This window comes from Luteimonas sp. Soil_C_5 (assembly GCF_057656615.1).
In genome coordinates this window covers 898334-919259 of the sequence record NZ_JBDGKA010000001.1, presented here as the reverse complement: position 1 = coordinate 919259, position 20926 = coordinate 898334, and the positions used below count along the sequence as shown (strand labels likewise).

The following is a 20926-nucleotide window of genomic DNA, read 5'->3' as shown; positions in this document are numbered from 1 at the left end:
CCCAAACTCGCTGCGCTCAGACATGGGCTGCTCTACGGCCCCGCCGCCCTGCGATGCTCGGCTCGCTTTACGGCTCGGCAGGTCAAAGGCTGAAAGCCGAAGCCGAAGCCGAAGCCGAAGCCGAAGCCGAAGCCAAAGCCAAAGCCAAAGCCAAAGCCAAAGCGAAGCCGACACCGAAGTAACGCTAGTCATTCCCGCGAAGGCGGGAATCTAGGGACTCAAGTTGAAAGCCACTACATCCTGGACTGCCGCCAACCAGACATCCGCCTGTCAGGGCCCGCGGGAACGACGGCAGGAACACCAGACCGCCAAGGCGAGCCAAAGCCGGAAGCCCGCCATCACCACATTCAAAGCACCCGCCATCACCCGCGCCGCCACGAAACCACCCAGCGAAACAAAGCGATCCAACCCCTCTCGCATCCGCCACAACAGCAACCCCACATCCCCGATCTACAATCGCGCCATGAACACCACAGCCTCCTTCGATTTCGACCGCTACGACCACATCCGCCCGATCCTGTGGACCGGCGACGCACTGGCGCTGCTCGATCAGCGCAAGCTGCCGTTCGTGGTCGAACACGTGACCTGCACCACCAGCGATGCAGTCGCGCAGGCGATCCACGATCTCACCGTGCGCGGGGCGCCGGCGATCGGCATCGCGGCGGCGTGGGGCGCGGTGCTCGGGGCGCGGGAGATCGAGGCCGAAGACGGTGCGGCGGCGCTGGCGAAGCTGGAGCCGGCGTTGCAGCGGCTCAATGCGGCGCGGCCGACGGCCGTGAATCTGGCCTGGGCATTGGCGCGGATGCGGCGTGTGCTGCAGACCTCGGGCGCCGACTGGCGCGAGGCGCTGGCGCGCGAGGCGCAGGCGATTGCCGATGAGGATCTGGCGGCCAACCGGCACATGGGCGCCCTCGGCGCCGAGCTGATCGCGCCCGGCGACGGCGTGCTGACCCACTGCAATACCGGTTCGCTCGCGACGGCCGGCTTCGGCACCGCGCTCGGCGTGATCCGCGCCGGCATGGCGCAGGGCCGCATCGGCAAGGTGTTCGCCGGTGAGACGCGGCCGTGGCTGCAGGGCGCGCGCCTGACGGTGTGGGAGCTGCAGCAGGACGGCATCGACGCCACGCTGATCGCTGATTCCGCGGCGTCGCATCTGATGAAGGGCGGACTGGTGCAGTGGGTGGTGGTGGGTGCGGATCGCATCTGCGCCAACGGCGACACCGCGAACAAGATCGGCACCTACCAGCTGGCGATCGCGGCGCGCCACCATGGCGTGAAGTTCATGGTCGTCGCGCCGTCGTCGACCGTCGATATGGACACCGCGTCGGGCGACTTGATCGAGATCGAGCAGCGCGATCCCGGCGAGCTCTTCGGCGTCGGCGGCCATCGCACCGTGGCCGACGGCATCCAGGGCTGGAATCCGGTATTCGATGTCACGCCGGCCGACCTGATCGATGCCATCGTCACCGAGCGCGGCGTCGTGGAATCGCCGACCGCCGAAACGATGAAGGCTGTCTTCGGCTGATCGTTGGCGTCACGGCGCGTGCAGGCGCGCCTGTCGAGGCGCGGTCGCGCGTGCGTCCTTCGACGCTTTTTGGGCCGGTTGCCGTGCAGTCGGACGAACGCGGGGTCGCCTCGTGCGGCGGTGTCCGCACGCCCCGGCGCGGCGCGGCTTGAGCGGCATTGTTGCGATCCCGCAACCGTGCACCCGCCGGCTTACGACCCGGTCGTGATCGCGCACACGGCCGGCATCTGGCGCCGGTCGCCCCAGAAACCGCTGTTCCGGCACGCCAGGAACGCGCCAAGTGCTTGTTTTAGCGTCGGAAACCTTGGGGCGGGGGTACCATCCGTGCTAAGATTTCCTGTCGTTTTGATCGCGTTGCCGGTGGCCGGTACGCGCAGCGCTGGCGGATGTCGCCGGCGCCTGGAAACCGGGCCCCGCAGACAGGATGCAAGCTCCCTCGATGGTCGAATCCGCGAAAGAAATCATCCCCGTCAACCTCGAAGACGAGATGCGCAGAAGCTACCTCGATTACGCTATGAGCGTGATCGTGGGACGTGCGCTCCCCGACGTTCGTGATGGTCTCAAGCCGGTGCACCGGCGCGTGCTGTTTGCGATGCACGAGCTGGGCGCACACAGCAACAAGCCGTATTTCAAGTCGGCCCGTATCGTCGGCGACGTCATCGGTAAGTACCATCCGCACGGCGACCAGTCGGTGTACGACACGCTGGTGCGCATGGCGCAGCCGTTCTCGCTGCGGTATCTGCTGGTGGACGGGCAGGGCAACTTCGGTTCGGTCGATGGCGACTCCGCCGCGGCGATGCGTTACACCGAGGCGCGTATGGCGCGGCTCACGCATGAGCTGATGGCCGATATCGACAAGGAAACGGTCAATTTCCAGCCCAATTACGACGAGAAGGAACTCGAGCCGACGGTCATGCCGACCCGGTTCCCGAACCTGCTGGTCAACGGCTCGGCCGGTATCGCGGTCGGCATGGCGACGAACATTCCGCCGCACAATCTGGGCGAGGTCGTGGATGCGCTGATCGCGCTGATCGACAATCCCGAGATCGACATCGATGGCCTGATGGAATACATCCCGGGCCCGGATTTCCCCACCGCCGGCATCATCAACGGCGTAGGCGGCATCCATCTGGCGTACCGCACCGGCCGTGGCCGCGTGCGCATGCGCGCCAAGGCCGAGATCGAGGTGGCCGACAACGGACGCGAGGCGATCGCGGTCACCGAGATCCCCTACCAGGTCAACAAGGCGCGGCTGATCGAGAAGATCGCCGAGCTGGTGAAGGAAAAGAAGCTCGAAGGCATCAGCGAGCTGCGCGACGAGTCCGACAAGGACGGCATGCGCATCTACATCGAGATCAAGCGCGGCGACTCCGCGGATGTGGTGCTCAACAACCTCTATTCGCAGACGCAGATGGAGTCGGTGTTCGGCATCAACATGGTGGCGCTGGTCGACGGCCGCCCGCAGCTGCTGAACCTCAAGCAGATCCTCGAGGCCTTCGTCCGTCACCGCCGCGAAGTGGTCACGCGCCGGACGATCTTCGAACTGCGCAAGGCGCGCAACCGCGCCCACATCCTCGAAGGCCTGACGGTCGCGCTCGCCAACATCGACGAGATGATCGAGCTGATCCGCACCTCGGCGAATCCGAACGAGGCGCGCGAGCGCATGCTGGCGCGCACCTGGTCGCCGGGTCTGGTGGCCTCGCTGCTCGGCGCGGCCGGCGCGGATGCCTCGCGTCCCGAGGACCTGCCCGATGGCGTCGGCCTGGTCGACGGCATGTACCAGCTGACCGAGACCCAGGCGCAGCAGATCCTCGAGATGCGTCTGCATCGCCTGACGGGTCTGGAGCAGGACCGCCTGACCGAGGAATACAAGCAGCTGCTGGAGGCGATCCGCGGCCTGATCGAGATCCTCGAGGATCCCGACGTGCTGCTGGACGTGATCCGCACGGAGCTGCGCAACGTCAAGGAAGAATTCGGCGACGAGCGCCGCAGCGAAATCCGCGCCAGCGAGGAGGATCTCGACATCCTCGACCTCATCGCGCCCGAGGACGTGGTGGTCACGCTGTCGCATTCCGGCTATGCCAAGCGCCAGCCGGTCAGTGCCTATCGCGCGCAGAAGCGCGGTGGTCGCGGCCGCAATGCCGCAGCGACGAAGGACGAGGATTTCATCGAGCAGCTGTGGCTGGTCAACACCCATGACACGCTGCTGACGTTCACCAGTGCCGGTCGTGTGTTCTGGCTGCCGGTACACCAGTTGCCCGACGCCGGCCCGAATGCGCGCGGTCGTCCGATCATCAACTGGATTCCGCTGGAAGCCGACGAGAAGGTGCAGGCCGTCGTGCCGGTGCGCGAGTACGTCGATGGCCAGTACGTGTTCTTCGCCACGCGCGGCGGCACGGTCAAGAAGACGCCGCTGACCGAGTTCGCCTATCGCCTGGCCCGCGGCAAGATCGCGATCCGCCTCGATGACGGCGATGCGCTGATCGGCGTGGCGCTGACCAACGGCGACAAGGATGTGCTGCTGTTCGCCTCGAACGGCAAGACCGTGCGCTTCGCCGAGGACCGCGTGCGGTCGATGGGCCGTACCGCCGGTGGCGTGCGCGGCATCCGCCTTGCGGCGGGCGAACAGGTGGTGAGCCTGATCGTGGCCGAAAGCGCGGGCGTAGCGATCGAGGACGAGGCGGCGGACGACACGGCCGAAGACGTCGCGATCGACGCCGCCAGCGATGCGGTGGTGGTCGAGACCGGCGCTGGAGACGACATTCCCTACATCCTCACGGCGACCGAGAACGGCTACGGCAAGCGCACCCCGCTGTCGGAGTATCCGTGCAAGGGGCGTGGCACCCAGGGCGTGATCGGCATCCAGACCACCGAACGCAACGGTCCGCTGGTCGGCGCGGTGATGCTGCGCAACCACGACGAGGTGCTGCTGATCTCCAATGGCGGCACTCTGGTGCGCACGCGCGCATCCGAGATCGCGCGCGTGGGCCGCAACACCCAGGGCGTGACCCTGATGCGCCTGTCCAAGGACGAGCGCCTGCAGGGCATCGAGCGGGTCGACGGCTCGATCGACGACGAAGCCGCCGACGACGCGATGCTGCCGCCGCCGGTCGATGCGTCGCCGGAGACCGACGCGCCGTCCGCGGACGTCTGATCCTGCAGCGTCACGCGCGGCCGACCGGCCCCGCGTGACGCCGGATCACTGAAGACCCGATGCCGCGCCGCGAATGCAGGCGCGGCTTTTTTGTGCCGCATCGATCTGCCCCCCGGCGCCGCGGGGCAGGCGGCAAGCCGGTAGAATTCACCGATGCCTCTCATGACCTTGAATGACGTCGATTACGGCGTCGGCGGCCCGCTGCTGCTGCAATCCGTCGGAATGACCATCGACCGCGGCGAACGCGTCGCGCTGATCGGTCGCAACGGCGCCGGTAAATCCACTCTGATGCGTCTGATCGCCGGCGAGCTGAAGCCCGACGACGGCGAGATCCGCAGCGAGCAGGGCGTGCGCATCGCACGCCTGGAACAGGAAGTCCCGGCCGGTGCCGGCGGCAGCGTCTATGACGTCGTCGCCGAAGGCCTGGGCGAGGCGGGCGCCGCGCTGGCCGAATACCACCGCCTGCTGCAGGCGGAAGACTACGACGCCCTAGCCGACGTGCAGGCCCGTATCGAAGCGCTCGACGGCTGGCGCATCGACCAGCGCGTGACCGAGGTGCTCGAGCGGCTGCAGCTGGACGGCGATGCCGCGTTCACGGCGCTGTCGGGCGGCATGAAGCGACGCGTGCTGCTGGCGCGCGCCGTCGTGTCGGCGCCGGACGTGCTGCTGCTGGACGAACCGACCAACCATCTCGACATCGCGGCGATCGACTGGCTGGAAGGCTTCCTGAAGCAATGGCCAGGCGCGATCGTGTTCGTGACCCATGACCGTCGCTTCCTGCGCGCGCTCGCCACCCGGATCGTCGAGATCGACCGCGGCCAGCTCACCAGCTGGCCCGGCGACTGGGACAACTACGTGCGCCGCCGCGAGGAACGCCTCAACGCCGAAGCGCAGGAGCAGGCCCGCTTCGACAAGCTGCTGGCGCAGGAAGAGGCGTGGATCCGCCAGGGCATCAAGGCCCGTCGCACGCGCGACGAGGGCCGGGTGCGCCGGCTCGAAGCGATGCGCAGCGAGCGCGCGCAGCGCCGCGATCTCACCGGCAACGTGCGCATGGCCGCCGCGCAGGCCAATGCTTCGGGCAAGAAGGTCGTGGAACTGAAGAACGTCTCGTTCGGCTTCGGCGAGCGCCGGCTGATCGAGGATCTCTCGACCACGATCTTCCGTGGCGACCGGGTCGGTCTGATCGGCGCCAACGGCACCGGCAAGACGACGCTGCTCAAGCTGCTGCTCGGCGAACTGCAGCCGCAGACCGGCGAAGTGAAGTCGGGCACCCAGCTGCAGATCGCCTATTTCGACCAGTACCGCGCGACGTTGCGCGAGGACTGGAACGCGCTGGAGAACGTCGCCGAAGGTCAGGATTTCGTCGAGATCAACGGCACCCGTAAGCACGCGATCGGCTATCTGCAGGATTTCCTGTTCACGCCCGAGCGCGCGCGTGCGCCGATCACGCGCCTGTCGGGCGGCGAACGCAACCGGCTGCTGCTGGCCAAGCTGTTCGCGCAGCCGTCGAACATGCTGGTGATGGACGAACCGACCAACGATCTCGACGTCGAGACGCTGGAACTGCTCGAGGAACTGCTGGGCGACTATCCCGGCACGCTGCTGCTGGTCAGCCATGACCGTGACTTCCTCGACAACGTGGTGACCTCGACCCTGGTGATGGAAGGCGAGGGGCACGTCGGCGAGTACGTCGGCGGCTACCAGGACTGGTTGCGCCAGCGTCCCGATCCTTCCGTGCCGCGTACGCCTGCGCAGACGGATGCGCCGAAGCCGGCCGCATCGACTGCAGCTGCGCCTCCCGCGCCGGCCGCGCCGAAGCGCAAGCTCAGCTATAAGGACCAGCGCGAACTGGAACAGCTGCCCGCGCTGATCGAAACCCTGGAAACGCGGATCGCGGCGATGACCGCCGAGATGAACGACGCGGCGTTCTACCAGCGCGACGCGGCCGCGATCTCGGATCACGGCGCATCGCTGCAGCAGACGCAGGACGCGCTCGACGCGGCCTATCTGCGCTGGACCGAACTGGACGCCTGAGGCGCGCGATGCGGACGACGCCCTCGCATCGTCCACAGGGTGCCCGCGTGTCGGCGTTCGCGGTGCGGGACGGTGTGCCCGGGTGTCTGTTTCCGCCGTCGCGACCGTCTTGTCGGCGGCCCGTTCCATCAGGATTGCACCTGTGCTGATCACCCGCCCGCTGCCCGCCGACACCGACCTGCTCGTGCTGCACCGCGCCGCGCCCGAGCGCTATCCGCTGCTGCTGCAGTCGGTGGCGCACGGCACCGCACATGCACGTTGGGACCTGTTGCTGGCCGCCGACGGCGCGCAGCTGCAGCTCGGCACCGATGGCCGCACGCGCGATGCGCATGGGGCTGTCGTCGAGCGCGATTTCCTCGATGCACTGGATGCCGCCTGGCAGGCCGAGCGCGTCGCGCACGCGGCGCCGCGCTGGCCGTTCCGCGGTGGCTGGGCGCTGTTCCTGGGCTATGAGCTCGCGCGCGAGGTCGAACCGGTATTGCGCCTGCCCGACGCGCCGGGTGGCCTGCCGGTCGCGATCGCACGGCGATGTCCGGCGGCGATCCTGCGCGATCACGGCACCGGCGATTGCGTCGCGGTGATCGAGGAAGGACACGACGCGCTGCTTGCGCAGCTGGTGGGCGATGTGGCGCATGCCCAGACGGCACCCTCTGCCGACTGGACTCCGCCGTCCGCGATCGACGAGGATCCCGACGCGCGCTTCCTCGACGGCGTGCACCGCGTGCTGGATTACCTCGCCGCCGGCGACGTGTTCCAGGCCAACCTCTCGCGTGGCTGGCGTGCGCGTTTCGATGCGCCGCTCGACCCGGCCGCGCTGTATGCGCGCCTGCGTCAGCACAATCCCGCGCCGTTCGCGGGGCTGTTCGCCGGGGACGGCTGGGCGGTCGCCAGCGCATCGCCCGAGCGCCTGGTCTCGATCCGCGGCGATGTGGTCGAAACGCGGCCGATCGCCGGTACACGCGCGCGCTTCGAAGGCGACGACGATGCGGCGCGCATCGGCGAACTGGTCGGCCATCCCAAGGAGCGTGCCGAGCACGTGATGCTGGTCGACCTCGAGCGCAATGATCTCGGCCGCGTCTGCGTGCCCGGTTCGGTCGAAGTCGACGAACTGATGTGCGTGGAGAGCTACGCCCACGTGCACCACATCGTCAGCAACGTGCGCGGCCGTCTGCGCGAGGGCGCGACGCCGGGCGAGGTCATCGCCGCGGTGTTTCCCGGCGGCACCATCACCGGCTGCCCCAAGGTGCGCTGCATGCAGATCATCGCCGAGCTCGAAGGGCAGGGCCGGGGCGCCTATACCGGTGCGATGGGCTGGCTGAACCGCGATGGCGATCTCGACCTCAACATCCTGATCCGCAGCGCCGAGGTCGAAGGCCACGAGGCGCGCTTCCGTACCGGCGCCGGCATCGTCGCCGACTCTGATCCGCAGCGTGAGCTCGACGAGACGCGCGCCAAGGCCCGCGGCACGCTGCGGGCGCTGGGTCTCGATGGCTGATCCGCAGCAACCGGTGCGGCCCTGTGGACGCCGCGTTCGCGACGCATCCGGGTCGCCACGGTATCCTGCGGGCCCTGTTGCAACGCCCGACGGCCGCCGCCGCCCATGACCGAACCCGTGAAACGCCGAGGCCGCCGCATCGGCCTGTTCCTCCTGTCGATCGTGCTGCTGCTCGGCATCGCGGCCTATGTGCTTTACGACCGCTACACCGGGTTCGCCGACGCACCGCTCGCCGGTGTGGAATCGGGTCAGACGGTGGTCGTCGCACGCGGCGATTCGTTCCAGCGCGTGCTGGCGAAGTTGCGCGAGGTGGGCATCGTCGAAGGGCATGAACTCGAATGGCGGGTGCTGGGCCGGCAGCTGGGCGCCGATGCGCGGATCCAGGTCGGCGAGTATCCGCTCGACCCGACCGTGACGCCGCGCGAGCTGCTGCTGCGAATGCGCGACGGCAAGGTGATCCATCACCGCTTCACGATCGTCGAGGGCTGGAACATCCGCGAACTGCGCGCGGCGCTGGGACGCGCCGATCCGCTGGTGCAGACGCTGCCGGATCTGGACGACGCCGCGCTGATGGCGGCGCTCGATCGCGAGGGCGCGCATCCCGAGGGTCGCTTCCTGCCCGAGACCTATCTCTACACGCGCGGTGACCGCGACATCGATCTGTTGCGCCGGGCCAACACCGCGCTCGAGGCCGCGCTCGATCACGCCTGGGAATCGCGTGCGTCCGGACTCGCCCTGCAGGATCGCGAGCAGGCGCTGGTCATGGCCTCGATCATCGAGAAGGAAACCGGCGTGCCGGCGGAACGGCCCGAGATTTCCGGTGTCTTCAACCGGCGCCTGCAGACCGGCATGCGCCTGCAGACCGATCCGACCGTGATCTACGGCATGGGGACCGATTACGCGGGCAACATCCGCCGACGCGACCTGCAGACCGACACGCCGTACAACACCTATACCCGCGACGGCCTGCCGCCGACGCCGATCGCGATGGCCGGCAAGGCCGCGATCGAGGCCGCGACCCACCCGGCCGACGGCGACGCGCTGTTCTTCGTCGCGGTGGGCGACGGCAGTGGCCGCCATGTGTTCTCGCGCACCTATGCCGAACACAACGTCGCGGTGCGCGACTATGTGCGGCGCTACCGCGCGCGTTTCGGCGGCGGCAATGCCGGTAGCGGTCGCGCAGCGGAAGAAGCTGCGGGCGGTGAAGCGGCGCCGCCGAACGAAGCCGAGATCGAAGCGGCGATCGGTGACGACGCCGGTGAAGGCGACGGCGCATGAGCAGCGGTCTGGTCACGTATCCGCGCTTCGTCACGATCGAAGGCGGCGAGGGCGCAGGCAAGACGACGGTGCTGCGCGCCTTGCGCGATGCGCTGGCAGTGGATGGCGCCGAGGTCGTGTGCACGCGCGAGCCGGGCGGCACGCCGCTGGCCGAGCTGATCCGCGGGCTGCTGCTCGATCCCACGCACGAGCCGGCTGCGGCGGAAACCGAACTGCTGCTGATGTTCGCCGCGCGTGCCCAGCACGTGCGCGAGACCGTGCTGCCGGCGCTTGCACGTGGCGCCTGGGTGATCAGCGACCGCTTCACCGATTCCAGCTACGCCTACCAGGGCGGCGGTCGCGGCATCGACGCGGGGCGCATCGCCGCGCTCGAGCGCGAGTTCGTCGGCATCGAGCCGGCCCTGACCCTGCTGCTCGACCTCGGCGTTGCCCAAGGGCGTGATCGCGCGCGTGCGCGCGACGCGACTCCGGACCGTATCGAGGCCGAGCAGGACGGATTCTTCGAACGCGTACGTGCGACCTTCCTGCAGCGCGCGGAGGCCCATCCGGCGCGCGTGCGGGTGATCGATGCGACGCGTGCGGCCGATGTGGTCGCGACCGACGCGGTGCGCGTGCTGCAGTCGCTGCGGACGCCGGCATGAGTGCGGCTCCGGCTCCACTGGCACCGTGGCAGGCGCGCATCCTGGCGCAGACGCGCGAGACGCTGGACGCGCAGCGTCTCGGACATGCACTGCTGTTCTGCGGTCCGGCGTTGCTGGGCAAACGCGCGGTGGCCGAAGCGCTGGCCGCGCATGTGCTGGGCGCGAATACCGATGCGCGTGTGGCGCAGCTGATCGCAGCCGGCACCCATCCCGATTTCCATCACGTGTCGTTCGTGCCGACCAAGGACGGCACCAAGCTGCGCAGCGAGATCGTGATCGAACAGATCCGCGAGCTGTCGCAGAAGCTGTCGCTGACGCCGCACTACGGCGTTACGCAGGTTGCGATCGTCGATCCGGCCGACGCGGTGAACAACGCTGCCTGCAATGCATTGCTCAAGACGCTCGAAGAGCCGCAGCCGGGCCGTCATCTGTGGCTGCTGGCGGCCAATCCGGCGCGCCTGCCGGCGACGATCCGCAGCCGCTGCCAGCGCATCGAGTTCCGCCTGCCGCCGCGCGACGAGGCGCTGGCGTGGCTGGCGTCGCGTGGACACCGCGCTGCCGAGGCAGGCGAGGCGCTGGACGCCGCGCAGGGCCATCCCGGCATGGCGGCCGATTGGCTGGATGCAGGCGGCATGCAGCTCCGGCGCGACGTGCAGAAGGATCTCGCCGGTGTCGCCAAGGGCGATCTGCCCGTAGTCGCCACCGCGCAGCGCTGGGCCGGCGACGAGAATGCAGGCCTGCGTCTGCGCCATGCGGCCGATCTGGCGCTCGCACGCGCAGCCGGCTTGACCGATCCGGCGGGAATCGGGAAGCTGGCCGCGTGGTTCGACGCAGCCAATCGCACACGCGATCTGCTCCGGACGACAGTCCGCGCCGATCTCGCGATCGCCGAACTGTTGCTGGCCTGGCGCACCGCCGCTGCGCGCCACTGACTTCACATGCTGGGAATCGAGCAATGAGTGCAACCGGAGCAGGCGCGCGTCAGGGCATCCTGTCGTTGGCGGTCAAGGACAAGGCCGCGCTGTACAACGCCTACATGTCCTACCTCAAGCACGGCGGCATTTTCGTGCCCACGCCGAAGCGTTACTTTCTCGGCGACGAGGTCTTCCTGCTGCTCACCCTGCCCGAATCCAGCGATCGCCTGCCGACCGCCGGCAAGGTGGTCTGGGTGACGCCGGCCGGTGCGCAGGGCAACCGCACTGCGGGTGTGGGCGTGCAGTTCGGCGATACGCCGGAGGGCGAGGCGGTCAAGGGCCGCATCGAGACGCTGCTGGCCGGCACGCTGACGTCCGAGAAGCCGACGCACACGATGTAAGTGCGTGACCGGCCGGCACTGAAGCCGGTCCGAAGGTGCTCAGCGCGTGTCCGCGAGCATCGCGCGCAATGCGGGGTGCCGGATCTCGACCACGTCGAACAGACCGGCCGCGCGCAGGAAGGACGCACGTCGCAGCACTTCGTCCTCGTAACGACGGCGGAGCACTTCGTCGTCTTCCTCGTCGAGTGCGAGACGCACGTACTCCGAGAATTCCTCGATCCAGCCCATCGCGGCGTAGGCATCTGCCAGCGCCGGCGGAACCGGTGCGGCCTGGCGGTCCGATGCTGCTGTCGGTAATGCGCGCGCCACGTTCACGTCGACTCCTGGGTCTGAACTAAACCGTCTGGTCGGTATAGTCTAGAATCAACGCTCCGTCGTCAACAATGGCAGTGCACCCGGTATGACCCGCAAACCCCGCAGCGATGCGCGTGACCGCATTCTCGAGGCCGCTCTCGCAGTGGCCGACCGGGTGGGCGCCGCGCACCTGACACTCGATGCGGTGGCGGCGGAAGCCGGTGTCAGCAAGGGCGGGCTGCTGTACCACTTCGCCAGCAAGGATCTGCTGCTGCGCGGCGTGGTGGAACACCACATGGCCGAGCATCAGCGCAACCTGGATCTCGCGACCGCGCAGTTCACCGCCAATGCCGGGGGGTATCTGCAGGCCTTCGTGCATGCGCAACGCGGCGAACTGGCCGCGAAGCGCGAGCAGCCCGGCACGACCCAGTCCTTCATCGCCGCCGCGGTCAACACGCCCGATCTGCTGGACCAGCCGCGCGCGCATGCACGTGTCCACATCGACCGGCTCCGGCAGCTGGGGCCGGATTTCATCGAGGGGCTGCTGGTGACGCTGGCGCTCGACGGGCTGTTCTTCCGCGATACGTTCGAGATGCTCGATCTCGACGCGGACGCGCGCGAGCAGTTGATGCAGGCGCTTGCGGATCGCGCGGCCGCAGTCGCGGCGCGGACCTCTGCTTCGACGTAAGTGTGGGCCTGCGTGACGCAGGCCCTCGCGATACGACACGTGACGCGAGCCCGCGCTCCGCATCCGCAGCGGAAGCGCGGGAAAGATCGCCTCAGGCGGTGGCCACGTCCGCGCGCAGTGCCGGGGAGTCCCAGCCCGGACGGGGCGCGAAGCGGTCGCCATGTCGCGCCTGCAGGGCACGCAGGCGCTCGAGCAGCGCATCGGCGCCGGTGTCGCGGATGTACTGGATCGGACCACCCCGGAACGGCGCGAAGCCGGTGCCGAAGATCACGCCGGCATCCAGCAGATCGGCATCCGCCACCACGCCGTCATGCAACGCGGCCACGGCCTCGTTGAGCAGCGGCAGCACGAGGCGATCCTCGAGATCGTCGGGCGTGCGGTAGTCCTTCGGCACCTCGGGCTTTTTGGCCTTGCCGTCCTGCCAGGTGTAGAGCCCCTGGCCATCCTTCTTGCCGCGCTTGCCCGCCTCGGGCGGTGTCGCCAGCGCTGCGGGGATCTGCAGGCCGAGGAATGGTGCGAGTTCCTGGCCGACACCCGATGCGATGTCGAGGCCGACGGTGTCGATCAGTTCGATCGGCCCCATCGGCATGCCGAAGTTCACCGCCGCGCGATCGATCACCGCGCCCGGGATGCCTTCCGCATACGCGGTCGCGGCTTCCAGCATGTACGGGAACAGCAGGCGGTTGACCAGGAAGCCGGGCGTGCCCGCCACCGGGACCGGCAGCTTGTCGATCGCCTTGCAGAACGCGGCCAGCCGCTGCGCGGTGGCGTCGGAGACGCCATCGTGGTGGACGATTTCCACCAGCGGCATTGACGCCACCGGATTAAAGTAATGCAGACCGGCGAACTGCGCAGGGCGCTGGACGTGGGCACGCAGCTCGTCGAGCGGGATCGAAGAAGTGTTGGTGGTCAGCAGCGCATCGGGCTTCAGACGCGGCTCGATCGCGGCATACAGCTCGCGCTTGGCGTCGGTGCGCTCGACGATCGCCTCGATCACCAGATCGGCATCGTCGATGCCGGCGCCGGCGAGGTCGGAGCGCAGGCGCGCGGCGACGGCCGGGCGCTTGGTTTCGTCGCGGACCTTCTTCTCGAACAGCGTCGCCGCGCGCGTCTGCGCCGCGTCGATGTACTGCTGCTCGCGGTCCTGCAAGGTGACGTCCAGGTCCTTGTAGGCGGCCCACGCCGCGATGTCGCCGCCCATGACGCCGGCCCCGACCACATGCACGCGCCGGATCGGCGCCTGCTGCGTCGATGCCTTGCCGCCGAGACCCTTGAGCCTTTCCATCAGGAAGAACACGCGGGTGAGGTTGCGCGCGGTCGGCGTACCGGCCAGCTTGACGACAGACTTGCGTTCGGCAGCCAGCAACGCGCGGGTATCGCCGGATGCGCGCTTCCAGGTTTCGACCATCGCGTAGGGCGCCGGGTAGTGCGCCTTCTTCGCCTTGCGCGCGACCTGCTTGAGCAGCACCGGCGCCAGTGCCTGGCGCACCGGCCACACGTTGGTGGCCCAGCCCAGTGCGCGCTGCTTGAACGGACGCGTGGTGCCGCGGCGTGCCAGTGCGATCGCGGTATCCACGACCAGCGCCGGGTCCACGACCTTGTCCACCAGGCCGATGTTGCGCGCGGCCTTCGCCGACAGCGCGCGACCGGTCAGCATCAGGTCGAACGCGGCAGGCGCACCGACCAGACGCGGCAGGCGCACGCTGCCGCCCCAGCCCGGATAGATGCCCAGCTTGACCTCGGGCAGACCGATCTTCGTCGACGGGTCGTTGCTCGCGACGCGGTAGTCGCAGGCCAGCGCGATCTCGGTGCCGCCGCCCATGCAGAAGCCATGGATCGCGGCGACGGTCGGGCAGGGCAACTCGGCCAGGCGCTGGAACGCCATCTGGCCGCGGCGGATCGAATCGCCGATCGTGCCCTTGGCGTCGAATTCCTGGAACTCGCGGATGTCGGCGCCGGCGATGAAGCCCTTGTCCTTGCCCGAGCGCAGAACCAGCGCCTTGGGCGGATCGAGCGCGAGGCGTTCGAGCAATGCATCGAGCTCGATCAGCACATCCTGGGCAAACGTGTTCACCGACTCGCCGGCGCGATCGAACGACAGCACGAGCACGCCGTCCTCGCGCGATTCGGCTTGCCAGTGACTGAAGCGAAGCCCGTCGAGGCCTGCGAACATACGGCACCATCCGTTAGGGTATGGGGGATCCGCCTATGATCCCGAGGTTGCTTCCGCGGCGTCAAATCGACGCCGGGCACGTGGTGTCGGGTGTGATGCGTCCACCGTGTCGAAGGTCCGGCTTGCAGGGCGCAGGCGACGCCTCAAGGAATGCTGCATGGTGTGGCGCACGATGCCATACGGGTCGTGACGGAACTTTTCGCACTGACTGCCTGTCCTAACGCCCGTGCCAGGCCGGGCCCCTGAAGGAGATCGGCTCGATGGCAGAGGAACACGACAGCCAGGAGTGCCTGAATCTGGACGAGGAACTGGTCAGACGCGTGCAGCGCGGCGACACCGCGGCCTTCGATCTGCTGGTGCGCAAATACCAGCACCGGATCGCCGCCCTGATCGGACGGTACGTCTCGGACTGGAGCGAGGTGCAGGACGTCGCGCAGGAAACGTTCATCCGTGCCTATCGCGCGATCGGCAACTTCCGCGGCGATGCGCAGTTCTATACGTGGCTACACCGGATCGCGGTCAACACCGCCAAGAACCATCTGGTCGCCCACAACCGCCGGCCGCCCACCGACGACATCGACGTCGATGACGCCGAACAGTTCGAAAGCGGCATCCGTCTGCGCGACGGCGATACACCCGAACGCGAACTGATGCGTCAGCAGCTGGAACAAACGGTCGTCCGCGCGGTCGAAGCATTGCCCGAGGAACTGCGCATGGCGATCAACCTCCGCGAGGTCGACGGCCTCAGCTACGAGGACATCGCAGAACGCATGGGCTGCCCGATCGGCACCGTGCGTTCCCGCATCTTCCGGGCGCGCGATGCGATCGATCGCGAACTCAGACCCCTGATGGACAACGAACGACCCGTGGAGCGCGTGACCCGATGAGCCCAGCCGACGAACTCGATACCCTCCAGCTCGGTCCGGATCCGGACAAGCTCGAGCTGTACCACCGACAGCAGCTGTCGGCGATGCTCGATGGCGAGCTGTCGCAGGACCAGGCGCGTTTCCTGCGCCGCCGTCTGCAGCACGACGCCGAACTGTCCGCGTGTTTCGAACGCTGGCAGGTCTGCGGCGACGTGTTGCGTGGCCGGCAGGTCTCGCTGCTGCCGACCGATTTCGCTGCGCGCGTGGCTGCAGGTGTTGCCAACGATGGCGTGACCGTGGCGCCGGTGGCGGCGACGCGCCGGCCGCGGCTGTTGCGCTGGGGGGGCGGTGCTGCGCTGGCCGCATCGGTCGCGCTGGTCGCATTGTTCGTCGGCCGGCCGGGCGCCTTCCAGGATGAGGTCGATACGACGCTGGCGCGTCCGGTGGCCGATGTCGCAGGCCCGCCCGTCGATCCACCCGCGACCGACGCGGCAGCCGATGCGTCCGCGCTGGCTTCCGTGACACCGGTCGATACCGCGAGCGCCGCGCTGCCTCGACGTGACAACGCCGAGCGCAGCACGCGCAGCCAGGCGCAACGTGCGGCCCTTCGCAATGCGCAGGCGCGCCAGGAGGCCGAGCTGCGCGTGGCTTCGGTATCCGCTCCCGCCGACGCGGGACGTCAGGCCGACATCGCGCTGGCCGCGGCGCCGGTTGCGACCGGGCTGCCCGAATCCGGCGTGACTACGCGGCCGTGGCCGAAGGCATCGGCGCTGTCGGCCAGCAGCAGTTTCTCGGTGCGTTACGGCGAGGGGTTTGCTGCGCCGTCGTGGAGCGAGCCGGAGCCGGTGGGCAGCGCAGTACTGCCGCGGTTCCCGGTCGATCCCGCCGATGTCCAGTCGAGCGCGCAGCCTCGCGCGCTGCGCTGAAGGCCGGCCGCGCCACGCGTGAGAGTGCGCGCGTGACGCGGTGTGCATGCCGTCCGCTTTTCACGTTCTTCCGCTTTCCAGAGTGCTGTCCATGACGTCGATGAAGAAATCCCTGCTTGCCGTGTCCCTGGTTGCCGTGCTGTCCGCGGCGACCACCGCCTTCGTGTTGCCGGTCGCGATCGCGCAGTCGGGCCAGGCGGCCCAGGCCGACAGCGCGACGAGCGTGTCCTCCACGCCGCAGGCGCCGCTGGTGTCCGGCCTGCCCGATTTCACCCGGCTGGTGGAACGCGTGGGGCCCGCGGTCGTCAGCATCGAGACCACGATGGGCGCGCGTCAGGGCCGTGGCCAGCAGATGCCCGACGACGCCCAGATCCCGGAAATCTTCCGCCGCTTCTTCGGCCCGGGCTTTGAGTTTCCGGGCGTCCCGGGCGGGCCGGGTGGCCAGGGCGCGCCCGATAACGCCCCGCGCGGCATGGGCATGGGCACCGGTTTCATCATCTCTGCAGACGGCTATCTGCTGACCAACCACCACGTCATCGATGGCGCAGACGAGGTCAAGGTGCGGCTGTCCGACCGTCGCGAGTTCACTGCGAAGGTCGTCGGCAGCGATGCCGAATCCGACGTGGCCGTGCTGAAGATCGAGGCGAGTGGTCTGCCGATGCTGCGCTACGGCGACGCGAATGCGGTCAAGCCCGGCCAGTGGGCGGTCGCCATCGGTTCGCCGTTCGGCTTCGAGCAGTCGGTGACGGCCGGCATCGTCAGCGCGGTGGCGCGCGCCAACCAGTACGCCGACCAGCGCTACGTGCCCTTCATCCAGACTGATGTGCCGATCAATCGGGGCAATTCCGGTGGTCCGCTCCTGAATGTTTCGGGTGAAGTGATCGGCATCAACTCGCAGATTTTCAGCAACTCTGGCGGTTACATGGGCGTGAGCTTCGCGATTCCCATCGATATCGCCGCGAACGTCGCGGAGCAGATCAAGAAGACCGGCTCGGTGCAGCGCGGCCAGGTCGGCGTGATCGTGGAGCTGCTGACCGCCGAGAAGGCATCGGCGGTCGGTCTGTCGGATACGCGCGGCGCACTTGTCAACAACGTGCAGCCGGGCAGCCCGGCCGAGAAGGCGGGCATCGAACCGCTGGACGTCATCCTCTCGGTCGACGGCACCCGCATCAACACCTCCAGCGATCTCCCGCCGCTGATCGGCAACAAGGCGCCGGGCACCAAGGTAAAGCTGTCGGTCTTCCGCGAAGGTCGCACGCGCGATATCGACGTGACGCTGAGCCAGCTGGACGAGTCGGTGGCCGGTCGTGCAGGTACCCAAGCGCCGTCCGCGGCGACGCCGTCGCAGTCGTCGGGCAATGCGCTGGGCCTGACGGGGCGTGATCTGGACGCCGCGCAGCGTCGCCAGTACGGCCTGGGCGGCGACGAAGGCGTGCTGGTGGCGAATGCAGGACGGGGCGCCGCGGCCGGCGCCGGCGTCGCGCCGGGCGACGTGATCCTGCGCGTCGGTCGTACGCCGGTGGGCAGTGCGGCCGCGCTCGATCGGGCGCTGCGTGACGTCCAGCCCGGCGATACGGTCATGCTGCTCGTGCGCGGCCGCGGTGGCGCGACCCAGTACCGCGCGGTCACGGTGCCGCAGGGCGACGCCCGCTGAAGACCTGGAGCGCGGCAATCGCCGCGCTTTCCGGCCGGTTAGACGGCCCGCAGCGGCCCGCCGCTGCGGGCCGTTGCATGTCCGGACTGCCATTGCCGGGCGGCCCGGCGCACCGGTCCCCGCCCGGATGGGGCGCTATGCGATAATCGCCCGTTACCTTTTCGACGACGGCCCGGCCGCCGCCCAATGACCCACGATCCGATGCGGAACATCCGCAACTTCTCCATCATCGCCCACGTCGACCACGGCAAGTCGACGCTCGCCGATCGCATCATCCAGCTCTGCGGCGGCCTCCAGGCGCGGGAGATGGAGGCGCAGGTGCTCGACTCGAATCCGATCGAGCGCGAGCGCGGCATCACGATCAAGGCGCAGTCGGTCTCGCTCCCGTACAAGGCGCGCGACGGTCAGATCTACCATCTGAACTTCATCGACACGCCCGGCCACGTCGACTTCAGCTACGAGGTCAGCCGCTCGCTGGCCGCGTGCGAAGGCGCGCTGCTGGTCGTCGACGCGGCGCAGGGCGTGGAAGCGCAGTCGGTCGCCAACTGCTACACGGCGATCGAGCAGGGTCTGGAAGTGATTCCGGTGCTCAACAAGATCGATCTGCCGACGGCCGACATCGACAAGGCCAAGGCCGAGATCGAAGCCGTGATCGGCATCGATGCCGCGGATGCCGTTGCGGTGAGTGCCAAGACCGGCCTGAACGTGGAAGAGGTGCTCGAGGCGATCGTGCATCGCATCCCGCCGCCGAAGCCGCGCGATACCGATCGCCTGCAGGCGCTGATCATCGACTCCTGGTTCGACAACTACCTGGGCGTGGTGTCGCTGGTGCGCGTGATGCAGGGCGAGATCACGCCCAAGACCAAGATTCTGGTGATGTCGACCGGGCGCACGCACGACGTCGACAAGGTCGGCGTGTTCACGCCCAAGCGCAAGGAACTGCCGGCGCTCCGCGCGGGCGAAGTGGGCTGGATCACCGCGTCGATCAAGGACGTGCACGGCGCGCCGGTTGGCGACACGCTGACCTTGGCCGCCAAGCCGGCCGAGAAGCCGCTCGCCGGTTTCCAGGAAATGCAGCCGCGCGTGTTCGCGGGCCTGTTCCCGGTCAATGCCGAGGACTATCCGGACCTGCGCGAGGCGCTGGACAAGCTGCGCCTCAACGATGCCGCGCTGCGCTTCGAGCCCGAAAGTTCGGAAGCGATGGGTTTCGGCTTCCGCTGCGGCTTCCTCGGCATGCTGCACATGGAGATCGTGCAGGAACGTCTGGAGCGCGAGTACGACCTCGACCTGATCAGCACCGCGCCGACGGTGATCTACGAGGTGCTCAAGACCGACGGCGAAGTGATGCCGCTCGACAACCCGGCCAAGCTGCCGCAGGCGAACCTGATCCAGGAAGTGCGCGAGCCGATCATCCGCGCCAACATCCTCACGCCCGAGGCCTACATCGGCGCGATCATCAAGCTGTGCGAAGACAAGCGCGGCGCGCAGATCGGCATCCAGTACCTCGCCAGCCAGGTGCAGATCAGCTACGAGCTGCCGATGGCCGAAGTGGTGCTCGACTTCTTCGACAAGCTGAAATCCGCCAGCCGCGGCTACGCCTCGCTGGACTATCACTTCGTGCGTTTCGACGCCGGCCCGTTCGTCCGCGTGGATACGCTGATCAATGGCGACAAGGTCGACGCGCTGTCGCTGATCGTGCATCGCAGCCACGCCGATCGCCGCGGCCGCGAGCTGACCGAGAAGATGAAGGACCTGATTCCGCGCCAGCAGTTCGACGTGGCCATCCAGGCCGCGATCGGCGCGCAGGTCATCGCCCGCACGACGGTCAAGGCGCTGCGCAAGAACGTGCTGGCCAAGTGCTACGGCGGCGACATCTCGCGCAAGAAGAAGCTTCTGGAAAAGCAGAAGGAAGGCAAGAAGCGCATGAAGCAGGTCGGCCGTGTGGAGATTCCGCAGGAAGCCTTCCTGGCGGTGCTGAGCACCTCCCGCGACTCCTGATTCGTGGTTTCATAGCGCCGGCCCACGCGCCGCCTGTTCGAGTTTCTTCGAGGATCCTGCATGAAATGGTTCGAGACCGCGCTGGTCGTGCTGACGCTGCTGACCGGCGTCATCTGGCTGCTGGACAGGCTGTTCCTGGCGAAGGCACGCGCGCGCCGCGGCGGGCTGATCGAGGCGAAGGAGCCGGTCCTGGTCGACTACTCCAAGGCCTTCTTCCCGGTGCTGTTCGTCGTGCTGATCCTGCGCAGCTTCGTTTCCGAACCGTTCCGCATTCCGTCCAGCTCGATGATGCCGACGCTGCTGATCGGCGATTTCATCCTGGTCAACAAGTTCAGCTACGGCATCCGTCTGCCGATCACCAACAAGAAGATCATCGACATCGGTGAGCCGGTGCGCGGCGACGTGGTGGTGTTCCGTCCGCCGCAGCATCCCGACCAGGACTGGATCAAGCGGGTCGTGGGACTGCCGGGCGACACCGTCGAGTTCCGCGACAACCAGGTCTTCGTCAACGGCACGCCGTTCGGCTACGAGCGTCTGGGCACCTACGAGGGCAAGGGACGCGGCGCGGAGATGACCGGCGCATCGCTCTACACCGAGCAGATGCCGGGCCGCAGCCACGAGATCCTGCACATCGACCAGGCCGCGCCGTTCCATCTGGGCGAGGGCACGTTCCACGTGCCGCAGGGCCATTATTTCGTCATGGGCGACAACCGTGACCGCAGCGACGACGGCCGCTTCTGGGGTACGCTTCCCGAGACCCAGCTGCGCGGCAAGGCGTTCCTGATCTGGATGAACGTCGATACCGCCGCGCCCGGCTGGGTCGACTGGGGACGGATCGGTAACCCGATCCGCTGAGCAACGGGGCTGGACATCTGAGGGGACGTC

17 protein-coding genes are annotated in these 20926 nt (G+C 68.1%); 15 read left to right on the top strand and 2 right to left on the bottom strand.

Features of this window, described 5'->3' with window-relative positions; genetic code table 11:
- The 9 genes from AC3A5K_RS04400 to AC3A5K_RS04360 all read left to right on the top strand — a co-directional run.
- A partial coding sequence (locus AC3A5K_RS04400; RefSeq protein ID WP_487616276.1) for a hypothetical protein occupies window positions 1-182 on the top strand: 182 nt, incomplete at its 5' end.
- A gap of 281 nt (window positions 183-463) precedes the next feature.
- Window positions 464-1525 (top strand): S-methyl-5-thioribose-1-phosphate isomerase, encoded by a 1062-nt coding sequence (gene mtnA / locus AC3A5K_RS04395; protein ID WP_487616275.1) that lies wholly within the window; start codon window positions 464-466, stop codon window positions 1523-1525.
- A gap of 439 nt (window positions 1526-1964) precedes the next feature.
- Window positions 1965-4679: a DNA gyrase subunit A gene (gyrA, locus tag AC3A5K_RS04390; RefSeq protein ID WP_487616315.1), complete on the top strand. Its 2715-nt coding sequence runs from the start codon at window positions 1965-1967 to the stop codon at window positions 4677-4679.
- Between the two features lie 153 nt (window positions 4680-4832).
- On the top strand, window positions 4833-6713 hold the full coding sequence (locus tag AC3A5K_RS04385; RefSeq protein ID WP_487616274.1) for an ATP-binding cassette domain-containing protein: 1881 nt from the start codon (window positions 4833-4835) through the stop codon (window positions 6711-6713).
- Window positions 6714-6855: 142 nt separating this feature from the next.
- Window positions 6856-8208: an aminodeoxychorismate synthase component I gene (locus AC3A5K_RS04380; protein WP_487616273.1), complete on the top strand. Its 1353-nt coding sequence runs from the start codon at window positions 6856-6858 to the stop codon at window positions 8206-8208.
- 117 nt (window positions 8209-8325) lie between these two features.
- The gene (mltG, locus tag AC3A5K_RS04375; RefSeq protein ID WP_487616272.1) at window positions 8326-9486 is read left to right on the top strand and encodes an endolytic transglycosylase MltG; all 1161 of its coding nucleotides are present in this window, start codon (window positions 8326-8328) and stop codon (window positions 9484-9486) included.
- Window positions 9483-10127 carry a dTMP kinase gene (tmk, locus tag AC3A5K_RS04370; RefSeq protein ID WP_487616271.1) on the top strand — a complete coding sequence of 215 codons (645 nt, stop codon included), beginning with the start codon at window positions 9483-9485 and terminating at the stop codon, window positions 10125-10127. Before mltG ends, tmk begins: the two co-directional genes overlap by 4 nt.
- Window positions 10124-11059 carry a DNA polymerase III subunit delta' gene (locus AC3A5K_RS04365; RefSeq protein WP_487616270.1) on the top strand — a complete coding sequence of 312 codons (936 nt, stop codon included), beginning with the start codon at window positions 10124-10126 and terminating at the stop codon, window positions 11057-11059. Before tmk ends, AC3A5K_RS04365 begins: the two co-directional genes overlap by 4 nt.
- A gap of 23 nt (window positions 11060-11082) precedes the next feature.
- Window positions 11083-11442, top strand: coding sequence for a PilZ domain-containing protein (locus AC3A5K_RS04360; protein WP_487616269.1), 360 nt, complete (start codon window positions 11083-11085; stop codon window positions 11440-11442).
- A 39-nt stretch (window positions 11443-11481) separates the two neighbouring features.
- On the opposite strand, the gene AC3A5K_RS04355 is transcribed toward AC3A5K_RS04360, so the two are convergent.
- Window positions 11482-11757 (bottom strand): hypothetical protein, encoded by a 276-nt coding sequence (locus AC3A5K_RS04355; RefSeq protein ID WP_487616268.1) that lies wholly within the window; start codon window positions 11755-11757, stop codon window positions 11482-11484.
- An 85-nt stretch (window positions 11758-11842) separates the two neighbouring features.
- On the opposite strand from AC3A5K_RS04355, the gene AC3A5K_RS04350 reads away from it, so the two are divergent.
- Window positions 11843-12424: a TetR/AcrR family transcriptional regulator gene (locus AC3A5K_RS04350; RefSeq protein ID WP_487616267.1), complete on the top strand. Its 582-nt coding sequence runs from the start codon at window positions 11843-11845 to the stop codon at window positions 12422-12424.
- A 91-nt stretch (window positions 12425-12515) separates the two neighbouring features.
- On the opposite strand, the gene AC3A5K_RS04345 is transcribed toward AC3A5K_RS04350, so the two are convergent.
- Window positions 12516-14597 carry a 3-hydroxyacyl-CoA dehydrogenase NAD-binding domain-containing protein gene (locus AC3A5K_RS04345; protein ID WP_487616266.1) on the bottom strand — a complete coding sequence of 694 codons (2082 nt, stop codon included), beginning with the start codon at window positions 14595-14597 and terminating at the stop codon, window positions 12516-12518.
- A gap of 260 nt (window positions 14598-14857) precedes the next feature.
- Between AC3A5K_RS04345 and rpoE the strand changes: the two genes are divergently transcribed.
- The 5 genes from rpoE (at window position 14858) to lepB (ending at window position 20896) form a co-directional block, all read left to right on the top strand.
- On the top strand, window positions 14858-15484 hold the full coding sequence (gene rpoE, locus AC3A5K_RS04340; protein WP_487616265.1) for an RNA polymerase sigma factor RpoE: 627 nt from the start codon (window positions 14858-14860) through the stop codon (window positions 15482-15484).
- On the top strand, window positions 15481-16389 hold the full coding sequence (locus AC3A5K_RS04335) for a sigma-E factor negative regulatory protein (RefSeq protein ID WP_487616264.1): 909 nt from the start codon (window positions 15481-15483) through the stop codon (window positions 16387-16389). The genes rpoE and AC3A5K_RS04335 overlap by 4 nt, the downstream gene beginning before the upstream one ends.
- 100 nt (window positions 16390-16489) lie before the next feature.
- Window positions 16490-18043 (top strand): Do family serine endopeptidase, encoded by a 1554-nt coding sequence (locus tag AC3A5K_RS04330; protein ID WP_487616314.1) that lies wholly within the window; start codon window positions 16490-16492, stop codon window positions 18041-18043.
- A gap of 201 nt (window positions 18044-18244) precedes the next feature.
- Window positions 18245-20041, top strand: a complete 1797-nt coding sequence (gene lepA, locus AC3A5K_RS04325; protein WP_487616313.1) for a translation elongation factor 4 — start codon at window positions 18245-18247, stop codon at window positions 20039-20041.
- 60 nt (window positions 20042-20101) lie between these two features.
- The gene (gene lepB / locus AC3A5K_RS04320; RefSeq protein ID WP_487616263.1) at window positions 20102-20896 is read left to right on the top strand and encodes a signal peptidase I; all 795 of its coding nucleotides are present in this window, start codon (window positions 20102-20104) and stop codon (window positions 20894-20896) included.
- Window positions 20897-20926: the final 30 nt, after the last annotated feature.